The sequence below is a fragment of the Mycobacterium senriense genome, assembly GCF_019668465.1.
GTDB classification, from domain to species: domain Bacteria; phylum Actinomycetota; class Actinomycetes; order Mycobacteriales; family Mycobacteriaceae; genus Mycobacterium; species Mycobacterium senriense.
The window spans coordinates 5,320,131-5,335,664 of the sequence record NZ_AP024828.1 but is presented as its reverse complement, the minus strand read 5'-3'; the positions used below and the strand labels follow the sequence as shown (position 1 = coordinate 5,335,664).

The following is a 15,534-nucleotide window of genomic DNA, read 5'->3' as shown; positions in this document are numbered from 1 at the left end:
ACGTGCGAATATCCGGTGTCGGGCCGTTTCGGCGAAGCGGGCGATCGCGTCCGTGGCGCCTCGCCCACCTGGGCATCTCGGCTCGCTCGGCGGCCGTGTCGGCGATCGTCGTGCTGTGTGCGCTCGGCGTGGCCGGCGCCGGCTTGGACGCGATCCTGTACCGCACGCTGTTGACGGGCGTCGATTACGCCGCCGCCGAGAGGGTCCGCGACATCACCAAGGCGCTGCAGGCCGATTCGTTCGACGACCTCGACAACGCGTTGCTGCACACCGATCAGCGGGTGGTCGCAACCCAGCTGATCGGTCCGGATGGCAACGTGGTCAAGCGATCCGGCTCGGCGCCGAAAACGCCGCTGGTCGCGGCGGATCAGTTCGACTTCAACCTGCGTCGCGGCCTGCCAGACGACGCGGTGGCCGGTGACGACATGCGGGTCAGTGGCCAAAAAGTCGCAACCCGATCCGGTGTGTACACGGTGCTGGTGGGAGGGGGCAGCGAGGCGGTCGAGGGGACCGCGCGGGCCATCGCGATCTTATTGGCCTGTAGCGCGCCGGTGATCGTCGCGGTCGTGGCGGGCGCGACCTACTGGCTGGTGCGCCGCTCCCTGCAGTCGGTGGACGCCATCCGGACCAGGGTGGCCGACATCTCCACGTCCGATCTGGCCGAGCGGGTGCCGGTGCCCGACAGCCACGACGAGATCGCGGCCCTGGCCGTCACCATGAACGAGATGCTGTCGCGTCTGGAAGCGGGTCACCGTGCGCAGCAACGCTTTGTCGGCGACGCGTCCCACGAATTGCGGAGTCCGCTGGCCACCATCATCTCCGGGCTGGAAGTGGCAGAGGCCCATCCCGATCTGCTCGACGCCGACCTGGCGGTGAACACCTTGCTGCCCGAGGCGCAGCGCATGCACACCCTGATCGAAGATCTGCTGCTGCTGGCCCGCGCCGACGAGCAGACGCTGCTCCGGCGCAAGGAGCAGGTGGCCCTCGACGACCTCGCGCGCGCCGAAGCCGACCGCGCGCAGCGTGACACGCAACGCGTGGTGCACACCGATATCCGTCCGGTGCGCCTGGAAGCCGACCCGGTGGCCATGTCGCGGATGATCCGTAACCTCGTCGAAAATGCTGTCCGCCATGCGGTTTCGTGCGTGGGTATAGCAGTCGGCGGCCGGGGCGGGGCGGTGGTCGTGACCGTCAGCGACGACGGCCCGGGAATTGCCCCCGCCGACCGGAGCCGGGTTTTCGAACGTTTCGTGCGCCTGGATTCCGACCGGGCCCGAAGCGGGGGAGGGGCGGGCCTCGGCCTGGCGATCGTCGCCGAGATCGTGGCCGCACACGGGGGAACGGTCACCATCGACGACCCGCCGTCCGGCGGAACCAAGATGATCGTGACGTTGCCCGTGTTTCAGCAGAGCAATCGGTAACCGACGCCCCGAATCGTCTCGATGGTGTTGGTGCCGAAGGGGACATCGATCTTGCGACGCAGATATCCCACGTAGACCTCGACCACGTTGTCGGGGCCGTGATGATGCGCGTCCCACACGTTCTGCAGGATCTCGGCCTTGGTCACCACCACGTCCTTGTTGCGCATCAGGAACTCGAGCACCCCGTACTCGCGGGGAGTCAGCGCGATCGGGGCCGAGCCGCGTTTGACCGTGTGCCGGGCGGGATCCAGCGTCAGCGTCCCGGCTTTCAGCACCACCGGCCGCGCCGGCGCGCCGCGACGAATCAGCGCCCGCAGCCGCGCCACCAGCACCCGGAACGAGAACGGCTTGGTCAGGTAGTCGTCCGCACCCAGATCGAAGGCGTCCGTCTCGTCATACTCACCGTCCTTGGCGGTCAGCATGAGCACCGGTGTCCACACGTTGTGCGACCGCATTCGGCGCAGCACCTCATAGCCGCTGAGCTCGGGCAGCATGATGTCGAGAATGATTACGTCGAAACCGTTTTCGGTGGCCTCCCGCAGGCCGTCGACACCGTTGCCGACGGTCACGACGACGAATCCCTCAGCCTTGAGTCCCCTGGCCACGGTGGCGGACAGCCGCGGTTCATCCTCGACGAGCAGGACTCTCATGTTTCAACGCTACGTCGAGCGCCGGGCGCACCGTCAGTCGGGCCAGCGGGCCTCGATCAGCACCTCGGCGAACGGGCCGCCCATGCGGCAGAAACGGTTGGTCGCCACCCACACGACGCCGGCGTTTTCCAGCGTGATGCGCACCGGGTGGCCGACGATGGTCTCACCGGGATTGGTGTGGCTGAAGAACGTTGTCAGGCTGTCCACGTCGACGTCGACTTTCCAGTCGGGCCACGGTTGTTGGAAGAAGTCGCGGTTGAACCACATCGTCGTGCATTCCTCGATGCGACGCTCGCGCAGGCCCATCGGGGGAAGCATCATGAGCGGCGTCGCCTGGCGCCGCTGCGTGCCGGGTGGCATCCCCGCTCCTTTGTGCCGCCGTCATTACAGACCTCACAAACCGTAGGGTCCAATCGCTGTGAAATCGTTGAGAGCCGGGTCGCGCCGGTGGGTCAGCGTGGATCCCGGTCCGGTTGCTCGACGCCGGTTTCCGGATTGTGTTCCGTCGCATCATCTTTGGGCTGGCCGGGGTGGTGACCGGGCCGCTGCGGTATGACGACGACCAACACCGCGATCAGCGCCGCTAGCACCGCCGAGGCGAGCGGGCGACTCCACGCCAGGCCACCGTCGGCGACCGGCTTGTCGATGAAGTCACCGACGGTCGCCCCCAGCGGCCTGGTGAGGATGAACGCGACCCAGAACAAGGTGACGCGGGAGATGGACGTCCAGAAGTACAGGGCCGCGACCACCGCCAGGCCGACCGCGAAAACCAGCGCACCGCGTTCGTAACCGAAATCGCGTGTGTCGGCCAGCCAATCGCCGAGCGCGGTGCCCAGCGTCTGCGAGAACGTGATGGTCGCCCAGTAAAAGGCCTCCACCTTGGGCGTGGAGACGGTGCTGACCGATACGGTGCCCTGCGACCAGCGCCAGAGTCCCAAAGTGACCAGCAGGCACGCCAGCAGCAGCAGAGACCCGCCTGTGTAGCCGATGCCCAGCGATCGGTCCGCGAAATCGGCCAGCACTGTGCCGAACGTCGTCGAGGCCACGATCGTCGCCCAGTAGAGGACCGCATGGAATCGCCGGGCGAGAATCTGCGCCGCCACCAGCGCCACCAGCGCGACGCCGAAAATCGCGACCCCCGCGGCGTAGCCCCAATTCAGGGTCATCGTGACGGTGTCGCCGCCCGTCTCGCCCAACGTCGTCGCCAAGACCTTGATGACCCAGAACCCCAGGGTGACCGCCGGCACCTTGGTCAACGCGTGTTTCGAAACGTCCGTCATGCACTCCACCTTCCGCCGTCGGGTGCCCATCCGGGAATCAGGGTTCCACGGCGTGACAGGTTCTACTCACCGGGATCACAAAGCCGACGCGTTCGCGCAGGTGGCGCAATACCGTGGCGGGTGGCGGTTTTAGCTGGTCGGGCCTCGAGACGGCCCGGCGCAATACGCGCGGCCGCCCTCGCGGTGCCTCATCGGCGACCCGAAAAACCGGCCTGAGCTGCGTTAGCGTGACTCCCGTGGCGCAACCAGTACCCAGTCGGGATATCCAAGACTCCCGGGCCAATCGCGCCCGCCGGGTCGCCGACGTGCTGCGCCAGCAGATTCACTCCGACGCCTACCCGGAGGGTCTGCCCGCCGAACTGGAGCTGGCCGGCGAATTCTCGGTCTCGCGCAACACCATTCGCGAGGCGCTGACCGCCCTCAAGCACGAGGGGCTGATCGACCGCGGGCCCAAGGTCGGCACGCACGTCGCGCAGCGCAAGTACGACCACGGGCTCGACGTGCTGCTGGGTCTGAAGGAGACGTTCAAGGATCTCGGTGAGGTCCGCAACGAGGTGCGCGCCGCGATGCCGGTCACCGCGCCGCCGTCGGTGGCACGCCGGCTGCGGCTGCAACCGGGCGAGCAGGCGGTGTTCATCGAGCGGTTGCGGTACCTGGGGGACCTGCCGCTCAGCCTCGATCTCACCTACCTTGCGCCGGACATCGGCCGCGAGGTGCTGACCCATCCGCTGGAGACCAACGACCTGTTCGCGCTCATCGAGGAGGTGAGCGGGCAGCGACTGGGGTCGGCGGCGCTGGCGCTGGAGGCCATTCCCGCCGACGCGCACTCGGCGGCCACGCTGCAGGTGCCCGACGGCGCGGCGCTGCTGATGCTGGAGCGGCTCACCAGCCTCGCCGACGGCACGCCCGTCGACCTGGAGTACATCCGGATGCGGGGCGATCGAATCACCATGCGGGGCAACCTGATGAGGAGTAACCCATGACGCTGATCAACAACAACCGCGCCGACGTGCCGGTCACCATCGACGAGTCGCTGTGTATCGACGGCTGCACGCTGTGCGTGGAGGTCTGCCCGCTCGACGCGCTGGCCATCAACCCCGACACCGGCAAGGCCTTCATGCATGTCGACGAGTGTTGGTACTGCGGCCCGTGCGCGGCCCGCTGTCCCACCGGCGCCGTCACGGTCAACATGCCCTATCTCCTTCGCTGAAAAGCGTTCAACCCCAGGAACTCCCATGAAACGACGCGCCATCCGGCTGGCGTCGGTGCTGATCGCGATCGCCGCGCTCACCTCCGGTTGCTCACTGGAATCCCTGTCGCAGTCCTCCGATGTGGTCAACGTGGTGGTGGGATATCAGTCCAAGACCATCAACACCGTCACCGCGGGTACGCTGCTGCGCGCGCAGGGCTACCTGGAGCACCGGCTGGCCGACATCACCACCCGCACCGGCACCAAATACGCTGTGCGGTGGCAGGATTACGACACCGGCGCCCCGATCACCGCGCAGATGCTCGCCGAGAAGATCGACATCGGCTCGATGGGCGACTATCCGATGCTGATCAACGGCTCCAAAACGCAGGCCAACCCGCTGGCCAAAACCGAGATCGTCTCCATCACCGGCTACAACCCCAAGGGCGCCCTGAACATGGTGGTGGTGGCGCCCGGGTCGTCGGCGACCACGCTGCGCGACCTGGCCGGCTCCAAGGTCTCGGCGAGCGTTGGGTCGGCCGGTCACGGCACCTTGATGCGGGCGCTGGACAGGGCCGGTATCAAGGGTGTGGAAGTGCTCAACCAGCAGCCGCAGGTGGGCGCCTCAGCCCTGGAATCCGGTCAGGTGCAGGGTCTTTCGCAGTTCGTCGCCTGGCCGGGGCTGCTGGTGTTCCAGAACAAGGCCAAACTGCTGTATGACGGCGCCGAGCTGAACCTGCCGACCCTGCACGGGGTGGTGGTGCGGCGCTCGTATGCGGCGTCTCATCCGGAGGTGCTGGGCGCGTTCCTGCAGGCGCAACTGGACGCCACCGAATTCCTCAACTCCAAGCCGCTGGAGGCCGCCCGGCTCGTCGCCCAGGGGAGCGGCCTGCCGCAGGAAGTGGTGTATCTCTACAACGGCCCCGGCGGTACGTCGTTCGACACCACGCTCAAACCGTCCCTGGTCGAGGCGTTGAAAAACGATGTGCCGTACCTGAAGTCGATCGGCGACTTCGCCGACCTCGACGTGTCCGGCTTCGTCCAGGACGGGCCGCTGCGCACCGTGTTCGGGGCCCGCGGCCGCAACTACGACGCGGCCAGGGCAGCCACCGCCAACCCGTCCGCGCTGCGCGGCGATCCCGCGCTGGCCAGCGAACTGTGGCTGGACGGTGCGGATTCCACGCAAACGATCCCCAACCCGACCGGTCTGCTTCGTGCGGTGCGCGAGGTGACCGCCCGCGGCGCCAAGGTCCGCGCCGCATACGTCCCCGACGCGGAGCTGGGCACCCGGTGGTTCGCCGACAAGGCGGTCTGGGTGCAAGAGGGCCAGAACTATCTGCCGTTCGGAACGCCGGCCGGCGCGCATCGCTATCTCGCCGCACACCCGGGCGGCGCCATCGTGAATTACGGACAGGCCCTTGGAGGTTCGGTATGACCGCCTATCTCACCGGCGATCGGGCAGCTCCGGTGTCGGCGCAAGTCGTCGACACGGTCCCGGCGACGACCGCCCCGCGACGTGCCGGCTCGCCGTGGCGGTGGCGGCTGCTGCGGCTCGCCTCGGTTGCCGCCGCGATCGGGTTGTGGCAGGCGCTCACCGCCGACAAGGTGCGGCTGCTGCTGCGCTTCGATACGCTGCCCACCGTCACCGAGATCGTGCACGCGCTGGAACGCCGGCTCGGAACCTCCGAGTACTGGCTTGACCTGGCGCAGTCGCTGATCCGGATCCTCACCGGCTTCGGATTGGCCGCGGTGGTGGGGGTCGCGACGGGCGTGCTGCTGGGACGTTCCCGCTTGTTCGCCAACACCTTCGGTCCGCTGACGGAATTGGTCAGACCCGTTCCGGCCATCGCGATGGTGCCGGTGGCGATCCTGCTGTTCCCGACCGACGAGGCCGGCATCGTGTTCATCACCTTCCTCGCCGCGTACTTCCCGATCCTGGTCAGTACCCGGCACGCGGTGCGGGCGCTGCCCACGCTGTGGGAGGACTCGGTGCGCACCCTGGGCGGCGGCCGGTGGGATGTGCTGAAGCGGGTGGTGTTGCCGGGCATCCTGCCGGGAGTGTTCGGCGGCCTGTCGGTCGGCATGGGCGTGGCGTGGATCTGTGTGATCTCCGCGGAGATGATCTCGGGCCGACTCGGGATCGGCTATCGCACCTGGCAGGACTACACCGTGCTGGCCTACCCCCAGGTGTTCGTCGGCATCATCACCATCGGCGTGCTGGGTTTCGCGACGGCGGCGGCCGTGGAGGTCGTGGGCCGCCGGGTGACCAGCTGGCTACCGCGTGCGGATGAGGAGCAGCGATGACCGTTGGAGTGAGTCTGGAACTGGATCGAGTTCGGTTGTCCTACACCGGAGAACCGGTGATCGACGGGCTGAGCCTGACGGTGCGGCCCGGGGAGATCCTGGTGCTCACCGGCCCCTCGGGCTGCGGCAAGTCGACGGTGCTGCGGGCCCTGGCGGGACTGCTGCGGCCCGACAAGGGCCGGATCGTCGCCGACGGCGACGAGGTGACGACCACCTCGGGCGACCGGGGCATGGTGTTCCAGGACAACGCGTTGCTGCCCTGGCGCACCGTGCGCTCCAACATCGAGTTGGCCCTGCGGCTGCGCGGAGTCACCCGGGCCGGCCGGCGCGCCGAGGCCGACCGCTGGATCGCCGAGCTCGGTCTCACCGGCTTCGGCGACTACCTTCCCAAGAGCCTGTCCGGTGGCATGCGGCAGCGCGTTCAGCTGGCTCGCGGGCTGGCCGGGGCGCCGCGCGCGGTGATGATGGACGAGCCGTTCGGCGCGCTGGACACCCAGACCCGTACGGCCATGCAGCGGCTGCTGATCGACACCTGGCGTGCCCATCCGACGACGATCGTCTTCGTCACGCACGACGTCGACGAGGCGCTGCTGCTGGGTGACCGCATCGCCGTACTGGGCAGGGCCGGCCAGCCGCTGCGCACCCTGGTCGACGTGCCGGAGCCGCGCGTAGACCGGCAGCGCGCCGCGCTGCGCGCTGAAGTCATTGCGGCACTGAATCACTCGGCGGTGGCGGCATGATGCAGATTCCCGACCCGGCGACCCCGGTCCGGCTCGACTGTGACGTCCTGGTCATCGGCGGCGGCACCGCCGGCACCATGGCGGCGCTGTCCGCCGCCGAGAGCGGCGCGCAGGTGCTGCTGCTGGAGAAGGCCCACGTGCGCCACTCCGGCGCCCTGGCGATGGGCATGGACGGCGTCAACAACGCGGTGATCCCCGGCAAGGCCGAACCCGAGGATTACGTCGCCGAGATCACCCGCGCCAACGACGGAATCGTCAATCAGCGCACCGTGTATCAGACCGCCACCCGCGGCTTCGCGATGGTGCAGCGGCTGGAGCGCTACGGCGTGAAGTTCGAGAAGAACGAGCACGGCGAATACGCCGTGCGCCGGGTGCACCGCTCCGGCTCCTACGTGCTGCCGATGCCCGAAGGCAAGGACGTCAAGAAGGCGCTGTATCGCGTGCTGCGGCAGCGGTCGATGCGCGAGAAGATCCAGATCGAGAACCGGCTGATGCCGGTCCGGGTGCTGACGCATCAGGGCCGGGCCGTGGGCGCGGCGGCGCTGAACACGCGCACCGGTGAATTCGTCACGGTCGGTGCCAAGGCGGTCATCTTGGCCACCGGGGCGTGCGGCCGGCTCGGGCTGCCCGCGTCGGGCTACCTGTACGGCACCTACGAGAACCCCACCAACGCCGGCGATGGCTACTCGATGGCCTACCACGCGGGCGCGGAGCTGTCCGGCATCGAGTGCTTCCAGGTCAACCCGTTGATCAAGGACTACAACGGCCCGGCGTGCGCGTACGTCGCCAATCCCTTTGGTGGCTATCAGGTCAACGCGCACGGCGAGCGGTTCGTCGACTCCGACTACTGGTCGGGGCAGATGATGGCCGAGGTCAAAACCGAGATCGACTCCGCGCGCGGACCCATCTACCTCAAGGTGTCGCACCTGCCCGACGAGACGCTGACCGCGCTGGAAAACATCCTGCACACCACCGAGCGGCCCACCCGGGGCACCTTTCACGCCAACCGCGGCCACGACTACCGGACGCATGACATCGAGATGCACATCTCCGAAATCGGCTTGTGCAGCGGGCATTCCGCGTCGGGTGTGTGGGTCGACGAGCACGCCCGCACCACGGTGCCCGGACTGTACGCCGCCGGTGACATGGCCTGCGTCCCGCACAACTACATGATCGGGGCATTCGTGTTCGGCGACCTGGCGGGCACGCACGCCGCTTCGACTCTGGCAGGTGTCGCTGCGCCGCAACAGCTTCCGGAGGATCAGGTGCGCGACGCGCACGAGCTGATCTACCGGCCGCTGCGGCATCCGGACGGCCCGCCGCAACCTCAGGTCGAGTACAAGCTGCGCCGCTTCGTCAACGACTACGTCGCGCCGCCCAAGACCGGGGCCAAGCTGTCGCTGGCCATCCGCACCTTCGAGCGGATGAGCGCCGAGATCGCCGAGATGGGCGCCCGCAATCCGCACGAGCTGATGCGCGCGGTGGAGGTGTCGTTCATCCGCGACTGCGCCGAGATGGCCGCCCGCTCGTCGCACACCCGCACCGAATCCCGGTGGGGCCTATATCACGATCGCGCCGACCTGCCCGGCCGCGACGACAACCAATGGGGTTATCACCTCAACCTGCGCAAGGACGCCGGCGGCGAGATGGTGTTCCTCAAGCGGCCGGTGGCACCGTATTTCGTGCCGGTCCCGGAGCTCGACGGCCTGCCGCCCACCGACCGGACCGTGTACCCGGTGGAGCAGCCGCCGCTTGTCGGCGGCCAGGCGCCGGCCAGCGCAGCGTCCCGAATCGATTCGGCCAGAACAGCGTTCGAGCCACCGTCGCCGCGCATCGCCGAGGTCCTGGCGCTCGAGGAGCCCACGATGGCCGACCTCGATCCCTACCTTGCCGACGCGGATCCCGGCGTGCGCCGCACCGCGGTGTCGACGCTGACCGAGCACATCCCCGACGGGTATGCGCCGGCCCTGGTCGCCGCGCTGAAGGACGGCGACGCCTCGGTCCGCCTCACCGGCGCCGACGGCATCCGCGAGTTGGTCGAGGTGTTGCCGCAGCCGGAAAGCGTGCGCGAGCACCTGGATTCGGCCGATCGGGTGGTGCGCGCGGCCTCACTGTACGTGCTGGCCGCGCGCCGGGCCGGTGACGCCGCGCAATACCGTCGCGCGCTCGACGACGCGGACCATCGGGTGCGCATCGAGGCGGTGCGTGCGCTGGTGTCCGTCGACGACGTGGCGGGTGTCGTCACCGCCGCCGGTGACGAGAACCGCGAGGTCCGCATCGCGGCGGCCGCCGGGCTGGCGACGCTAGGAGCGGCGACAGCCCCAGCTGGCTCTGCGGTGCGCCGGCTCGTCGCCGACTCCGACCCGCTGGTTCGCGCTGCCGCCCTGGCCGCGCTGGGCCAATTAGGTTGCAGCCAAGACGATTTCTCCGCCATCAAGCAGGCGCTGCGGGCGCCGGCCTGGCAGGTGCGGGAAGGCGCGGCCCGCGCGCTGGCCGGCGCGCCGGTCGACTTCGCGGTCCCGCATCTGTCCGAGGCGCTGGGCGACGCCCATCTGGACGTGCGCAAGGCGGCCGTGCTCAGCCTGACCCGGTGGGCCGCGGAGCCCGCCGCCCGGGACGCCCTGGGACTTGCGCTCAAGGACGGCGACGCCGACGTGCGGGCCTACGCGCGCCGGGCGCTCGAGCAGGACAGCTTGGCGGAAAGACGTTAATCAGCGCAGGATCTTGGCGTACAGGAGGCTGTCCTGCGGTTCGGGTCCCATCGTGGGGTAGACCGCGTGCCGGGCCAGCCGCCCCTCCAGGTAGAAGCCGGCGTGCTCGAGCAGCCGCGCCGAGCGCTCGTTGTCCACACTGCAGGTGGCCCAGACGCGGTACACCTCCCGATCGGCGTCGAGCGCGGTGAGCAGCATGCCGAGCACCTCGGACATCAACCCCTTGCCCCACCAGCGCCGGCCCAGGCAGTAGCCGACCTCGACCGAGTGCGGCGCGGTGCGCCGGCAGCTGGCCAGCCCGATCACCTCGCCGCGGTGCCGCGACTCGATGACCCAGGTCTTCTCGTCCGCGCCGGCGTTGAGTTTTTCGGTGATCACGCGCCGCGTCGCGGCCACGTCGGGGTGCGGCGCCCACAACAGATACTTGGTGACCTGCGGGTCGCGGGCGACCCGCTGGAACAGCGCCCCGGCGTCGTCGAGCGTGGGTAGGCGCAGCAGCAGCCGAGGGCCGCTGATGCGGTCGGGTGGGTATTCGGGCATCGGGATGTGACTTTAAAGGTCGAGGGCGCGATAGGTGTTGCGGACGAATCGCGGTTGCGCCGTGCGGAGTTTGACCAGCGACGTGTTTCCGGCGACGGCCGTGGCAGCGTCGACGGTCAGGTCCGGCAGGTTCTGAATCAGGTAGAGCAGGATCAGATCCGCACTGGGGTCGGCCTGCCACCAGGTCCCGTACGCGCCGGGCCAGCTGAACGTGCCGAGGCCGCCGGGCCCGAAAAGCGGTGCGCTCTTGGCCGGATCGGTCACCAGCGACAGGTTCAGCCCGAAGCCGCGGCCGACCCAGTACGGCGCGCCCAGGAAGGTGTGCCGCTTCTGCTCCTCGGTGAGCCGGTCGGTCCGCATCGACCGGACGGACTCTTCCGAGAGCACCCGCACGCCGTCGACCGTTCCGCCGCCGAGCAGCATCCGCACGAACCGCAGGTAATCGTCGGCGCTCGACCACAATCCGCCGCCGGCGTTGCAGAACGAGGGCGGCGTGATGTGCGGCGGACCCATCACGCCGTGGTGCAGCCGGCTCTGTTCGTCCAGTGAGTACATGGTTGCCGCGCGGCGCCGCGCCTCGGGCGAGACGAAGAACCCGGTGTCGGTCATGCCCGCCGGGCCCAGGATCCGCTCGTCGAGCACCTCGTGGAACGGCTTGCCCTCGATGCGGGCGGCGATGACGCCCAGCAGGTCGATGGAGTGGCTGTAGGTGACCCGGTCACCGGGCTGATGCACCAGCGGCAGCTTGGCCAGCTCGGCCAGCCAGACGTCCGGGCCCTGATTGAAGGGCAGCCGCATGTAGGCCTTGGCGATCGGCCCGGACACCGAAAAGCCGTACGCCAGCCCGCTGGTATGGGTGAGCAGATCCTCGATCAGGATGGTGCGGTTCGCCGGGTGCGTCCGGTCGAGCGGGCCGTGCGGATCGTCGAGCACCCGCACGCCGGCCAACTCCGGCGCCCAGCGGGTGACCGGATCCTTGAGTGTCAGCTTGCCGTCGTCGACCAGGCTCATCACCGTCGCGACCGTCACCGGCTTGGTCATCGACGCGATGCGAAACAGCGTGTCGCGCTGCATCGGCAGACCCGCGTCCACATCGCGGTAGCCGATTTCGTTGACCTGCAGCAGTTCTCCGCGCTGCCAGACCGCCGTCACCGCACCGGCGAGCAGGCCGGCGTCGCACACCTCACGAATGGAGGCGGCATTGCCATCGAGACTCGAGCGATTCACCTGGTCAGGTTAGCGGGCGGTCGGAGGTCCCTCAGATTCGGTCGATGCCGGCGAGCAGGGTCGCCACCCCGGACGTGAGTACGCCCGCCACCAGTAGCGTCGCGCCAAACCAGACGGTCACGATCATCCGATTCGGGCGGGCCGGGTTGCGGCCGAGCACCGACAGGAAGAACCCCGCGGGCATCATGATGGCGGCGAGCAGCACGGCGATCGCCCCACTATTGGCCCAAGCGGGATCCGCACCCGCGGCGCTGCCCAGGACCGACAACAACAGGCCCAGCATCACGAGCACACCGGCGTGCGCATGGCCCGCTCGGAAGAACGATTTTTGTAGGTCGTTGGTTTCGTGGCTGCCGGTGACAACGCGCAGGAGGAAGACGCCGCCGGACGCGATGGCGACGATCGAGATGATGGTGGCCCCGAGGGTGATGCTCATGAACGGGGTGATCAGCGAGGTGCTCATAAAGCCTCCTGAACGTCGTAGTCATTACTTGGATACTTCTACTATCTAATACTGGATAGTAGAAGTATCCAATGTCAAGATGTTGGGGCAAGAGTTTCCGAAGGAGAGCGCCCGTGCTGATCTCAGAGCTGGCAAGCCGCACCAATGTGGCCGTGCCGACGATCAAGTTCTACCTTCGCGAGGGCGTGCTGATGCCAGGCCGCGCCGTCAGCTCCACCCGCGCTCACTACGGCGAGCCGCATGTGCGACGGCTTGCACTGATCAGAGCGCTGTCCGCGCTGGGGTTGTCGATTGCCCAGATCAGGTCCGTCGTCGGACTGATTGACGATCCGGGCCGGTCGCTGTTCGCGACGCTGGGCGCGGCGACGGCGGCGCTCTCGCGTCCCGCCGAAGCCACCGGCAACGAGGACCACGCCCGGGCTCAGGCTGCGCTTGCCGCGCTCGACATCACCGTGCCCGACGATCTTCCGGCGGTGGGGCAGCTCGACCGCGCTCTCGCCGATGCCGAAGCGGCGGGCGTCCCGATGACCGAGGATCGTTTGCACGCCTACGCGCCGCACATCAGAGCGATTGCCGCATACGACATCGAGCAGATGCCGCTGGAACCAGCCACGGCGGCAATCGAATACGCCGTATTGGGCACCATCTTCTATGAACCCGTCCTCGCGGCACTGCGCCGCATCGCGCACGCCGGACTTGCCGCGCAACGGCTGGCCGAGGATGGGTCAGGCGGCGACTAGTCGGCTAGCGCCGCTGTGCGCGGACGTACCAGAACTCCATTTCGACCTGCTTACCGTCCAATTCGCGGCGCATGGTCGCCGGCTGCAGTGACTCGATGTCCCAACCCGCGCCGCCGAGGACCTCGCGCAGCGTCTGCTCGGAGACCGCGGGCCGAGGCCACTGCGGGTCGGCGGCGTTCGCGTCGGAAAAGCAGCTGATCAACAGGGTGGCGCCGGGCCTGGTCGCCCGGTGCGCCGCGGCGGCATAGTGTCGCTTGCCTGTTTCGTCGAGACAGTGAAACATGCCGCTATCGACGACGGTGTCGAACGCGTCGTTGTAGCCATCGAGCCGGGTCGCGTCGGTGACCGCGAACGTCACGTCCACTCCGGCATCCGCGGCTCGCCGCTCGGCGGTGATCAGCGCGGTCGGGGAGATGTCCAACCCGGTTACCCGATAGCCGTGCCGGGCAAGATAGATGGCGTTGTCGCCGAGACCGCAGCCGATGTCGAGGACGTCCCCGTGCACCCAGCCACCGCTGTGCCACGAAACGACACTGTCCTTGGGCGCCTTGGTATCCCACGGCGGCGCGGCCATCGGTGGGATGCCTGCCCCTGGGCTTTCGCCGCGGTAAAGCGCGTCGAAGTCCATGCGCTGCAAGCCGGAAAATCCAGACGACGAAGTCACTGTCGCCAGCTTAGTCCCGCCGAGTGAATTGCCTGGATCCAGCTAGGCGGCGTGGGGATCGGTTAGGCGGACGCCGATCCCGATTTCCAGCTCACTGACTTCCACTCCGACCGGCCCGAGCGTCGGAGGCGCGCCGGAGCGATAGTGCATGCCGGCGGGCGTGGTGAAATCGGCTGTATGTGAACCGTTTTCGTCCGCCTCCGCCGCTACGCGCCAACCGGAAACCTCCTTGACGTAGTTGCAGCGTTCACACAAGCCCAGCCCATTGGCCGCACTCGTCGACCCGCCGCGCCGATACGGCCTGGCGTGGTCGCGGTGGCGGATGGGGGCATCGCAGTACGGGGTGCGACAGCGGCCATCGCGAAACCCGATAAAGGCGGCCAGGCTCTTCGGGAAACGGCGCGCCCGCGATTCCATCGCCACCAGGGCCCCGGAGCGCGGATGTCGGTAGAGCCGGCGCAGCGTGCCGCGGGACCGGGAGTCAATCACTGCACCGTTCACGAGCTGGCGGGCTACGGCCGCGGGGATCGGGCCATACCAGTCGACGTTCGCCGCGGTTGGTGCATCACCCAACAGCGATTCGTCGGAGATGACCAGGTTGACGGCTACTGGCTGGGCGACGTCGGCGGGTCGCCCGGTAATCCGCTCAACCAGCGTGTCAGCCATCACCTGGCCACGCGAGCGTTGATCGAATGTGGTGTCGGCGGTGCGCTTCAGCGCCGCGTAGACCGAGACGCCCTGCGCTACGGGCAGTAATGCCGTCACCCAAGTCATCGTGTCGGGAGCCGGCCGGATCGTCACTGTGCGTTCGGATTCGGCCTTGGCGGCACGATCGACCACCGCCTGCGCATTGAGCCGGTAGGCGATCGCCCGGGCGGCCGCGGTGATTCGCGCGTCGCCCATCCCGTCCAACGAGGACCCGTCGCCGCACAGTTCGGCGTCGAGGGTGCGGCGGTCGTCGACGTCCAGACAGGCCGACTCACGAACGATCAGGGTGGCCCGCCATTCGAACAGTCGCCCGCTCTCGAGGGCCGCCAGGGTGTAGGGCATCTCGTGGACCAATGCCTTCGCGAATCCGAGATGTCTGCCGCCCCGGGCGGGGGAGTCCCGTCGCGCCAAGGCGATCTCGCTGGCTACTCCGCGGCCGCGCTGGGCGGCGGGCATTCCGGCGGCCGCCTCGTTCGCGCGGCGCAACGCGTCCAGGGCTGCGGCCGCCCGCGCCTGATCCGCCGCGGCCGCCGACTTGGCTCGCTCCTGCGCAGCGATCCGCGCCAGCAATGCGGCTTCCTCCGATGATTCGAACATACTTTCGACAATAGTCCGCCGCACCGACAAACCGGCCGCGGCACAAATCCTCTGTACATCCAGCGCGGCGAAATTAGAATTCGGTGCTATGGCCAATCAAACGGCCAGGACGATAGCCGCGGCGTGCGGTGGTGCTGCCATATTTGCCCTGGCGCTCAGTGGAATCGGCGGTGTCCAAACGCCGCCCACCAACATGACGGACCCCGTGACGACCGTGGAACCGACGCCCACATCGCCGGACGACGTCTGCTGCGATACGCCCCAACCCCAGGCAAGCGACTGGCACTGCAAAATCGGCCT

Annotated in this window: 16 protein-coding genes; 8 read left to right on the top strand and 8 right to left on the bottom strand. The window is 68.3% G+C overall.

The annotated features are described in order from the left end of the window. Nucleotides 1-8: 8 nt before the first annotated feature. Nucleotides 9-1,421, top strand: coding sequence for a HAMP domain-containing sensor histidine kinase (locus MTY59_RS24715; RefSeq protein WP_250160908.1), 1,413 nt, complete (start codon nucleotides 9-11; stop codon nucleotides 1,419-1,421). Here the strand turns inward: MTY59_RS24715 and MTY59_RS24710 are convergent. The 3 genes from MTY59_RS24710 to MTY59_RS24700 form a co-directional block, all read right to left on the bottom strand. Further along, nucleotides 1,403-2,071: a response regulator transcription factor gene (locus MTY59_RS24710; protein WP_221043479.1), complete on the bottom strand. Its 669-nt coding sequence runs from the start codon at nucleotides 2,069-2,071 to the stop codon at nucleotides 1,403-1,405. The two genes, MTY59_RS24715 and MTY59_RS24710, sit on opposite strands and share 19 nt — an antisense overlap. 33 nt (nucleotides 2,072-2,104) lie before the next feature. Further along, the gene (locus MTY59_RS24705) at nucleotides 2,105-2,431 is read right to left on the bottom strand and encodes a hypothetical protein (RefSeq protein ID WP_221043478.1); all 327 of its coding nucleotides are present in this window, start codon (nucleotides 2,429-2,431) and stop codon (nucleotides 2,105-2,107) included. A 92-nt stretch (nucleotides 2,432-2,523) separates the two neighbouring features. Then, nucleotides 2,524-3,351 carry a COG4705 family protein gene (locus MTY59_RS24700; RefSeq protein ID WP_250160659.1) on the bottom strand — a complete coding sequence of 276 codons (828 nt, stop codon included), beginning with the start codon at nucleotides 3,349-3,351 and terminating at the stop codon, nucleotides 2,524-2,526. A 227-nt stretch (nucleotides 3,352-3,578) separates the two neighbouring features. Between MTY59_RS24700 and MTY59_RS24695 the strand changes: the two genes are divergently transcribed. The 6 genes from MTY59_RS24695 to MTY59_RS24670 are packed head-to-tail and all read left to right on the top strand — an operon-like array spanning nucleotide 3,579 to nucleotide 10,295. Further along, the gene (locus tag MTY59_RS24695) at nucleotides 3,579-4,334 is read left to right on the top strand and encodes a GntR family transcriptional regulator (RefSeq protein ID WP_221043477.1); all 756 of its coding nucleotides are present in this window, start codon (nucleotides 3,579-3,581) and stop codon (nucleotides 4,332-4,334) included. Then, nucleotides 4,331-4,561: a 4Fe-4S dicluster domain-containing protein gene (locus tag MTY59_RS24690; RefSeq protein ID WP_064885673.1), complete on the top strand. Its 231-nt coding sequence runs from the start codon at nucleotides 4,331-4,333 to the stop codon at nucleotides 4,559-4,561. Before MTY59_RS24695 ends, MTY59_RS24690 begins: the two co-directional genes overlap by 4 nt. Before the next feature lie 25 nt (nucleotides 4,562-4,586). Next, complete coding sequence (locus tag MTY59_RS24685) at nucleotides 4,587-5,975, top strand: ABC transporter substrate-binding protein (RefSeq protein WP_221043476.1); 1,389 nt, start codon at nucleotides 4,587-4,589, stop codon at nucleotides 5,973-5,975. Continuing rightward, a complete protein-coding gene (locus tag MTY59_RS24680; RefSeq protein ID WP_221043475.1) occupies nucleotides 5,972-6,844 on the top strand; it encodes an ABC transporter permease in 873 nt (290 codons plus the stop codon). The genes MTY59_RS24685 and MTY59_RS24680 overlap by 4 nt, the downstream gene beginning before the upstream one ends. Further along, nucleotides 6,841-7,584, top strand: coding sequence for an ABC transporter ATP-binding protein (locus tag MTY59_RS24675; RefSeq protein ID WP_221043474.1), 744 nt, complete (start codon nucleotides 6,841-6,843; stop codon nucleotides 7,582-7,584). Before MTY59_RS24680 ends, MTY59_RS24675 begins: the two co-directional genes overlap by 4 nt. Next, nucleotides 7,581-10,295 (top strand): fumarate reductase/succinate dehydrogenase flavoprotein subunit, encoded by a 2,715-nt coding sequence (locus MTY59_RS24670; RefSeq protein ID WP_221043473.1) that lies wholly within the window; start codon nucleotides 7,581-7,583, stop codon nucleotides 10,293-10,295. The genes MTY59_RS24675 and MTY59_RS24670 overlap by 4 nt, the downstream gene beginning before the upstream one ends. Here the strand turns inward: MTY59_RS24670 and MTY59_RS24665 are convergent, their stop codons facing one another. From MTY59_RS24665 to MTY59_RS24655, 3 genes are read right to left on the bottom strand one after another with little or no spacing between them, the layout of a single operon-like run. Continuing rightward, nucleotides 10,296-10,835 carry a GNAT family N-acetyltransferase gene (locus MTY59_RS24665; RefSeq protein ID WP_221043472.1) on the bottom strand — a complete coding sequence of 180 codons (540 nt, stop codon included), beginning with the start codon at nucleotides 10,833-10,835 and terminating at the stop codon, nucleotides 10,296-10,298. 12 nt (nucleotides 10,836-10,847) lie between these two features. Next, nucleotides 10,848-12,062: a serine hydrolase domain-containing protein gene (locus tag MTY59_RS24660; RefSeq protein WP_221043471.1), complete on the bottom strand. Its 1,215-nt coding sequence runs from the start codon at nucleotides 12,060-12,062 to the stop codon at nucleotides 10,848-10,850. A gap of 31 nt (nucleotides 12,063-12,093) precedes the next feature. After that, nucleotides 12,094-12,525 (bottom strand): hypothetical protein, encoded by a 432-nt coding sequence (locus MTY59_RS24655; RefSeq protein WP_250160658.1) that lies wholly within the window; start codon nucleotides 12,523-12,525, stop codon nucleotides 12,094-12,096. Between the two features lie 113 nt (nucleotides 12,526-12,638). Between MTY59_RS24655 and MTY59_RS24650 the strand changes: the two genes are divergently transcribed. Continuing rightward, entirely contained in the window at nucleotides 12,639-13,265 is a 627-nt protein-coding gene (locus MTY59_RS24650) for a MerR family transcriptional regulator (RefSeq protein WP_221043470.1), read from the top strand. Between the two features lie 4 nt (nucleotides 13,266-13,269). Here the strand turns inward: MTY59_RS24650 and MTY59_RS24645 are convergent, their stop codons facing one another. Next, nucleotides 13,270-13,902: a class I SAM-dependent methyltransferase gene (locus tag MTY59_RS24645; RefSeq protein WP_221046643.1), complete on the bottom strand. Its 633-nt coding sequence runs from the start codon at nucleotides 13,900-13,902 to the stop codon at nucleotides 13,270-13,272. Nucleotides 13,903-13,971: 69 nt separating this feature from the next. After that, nucleotides 13,972-15,234, bottom strand: a complete 1,263-nt coding sequence (locus MTY59_RS24640; protein ID WP_221043469.1) for an HNH endonuclease — start codon at nucleotides 15,232-15,234, stop codon at nucleotides 13,972-13,974. Nucleotides 15,235-15,534 lie beyond the last annotated feature (300 nt).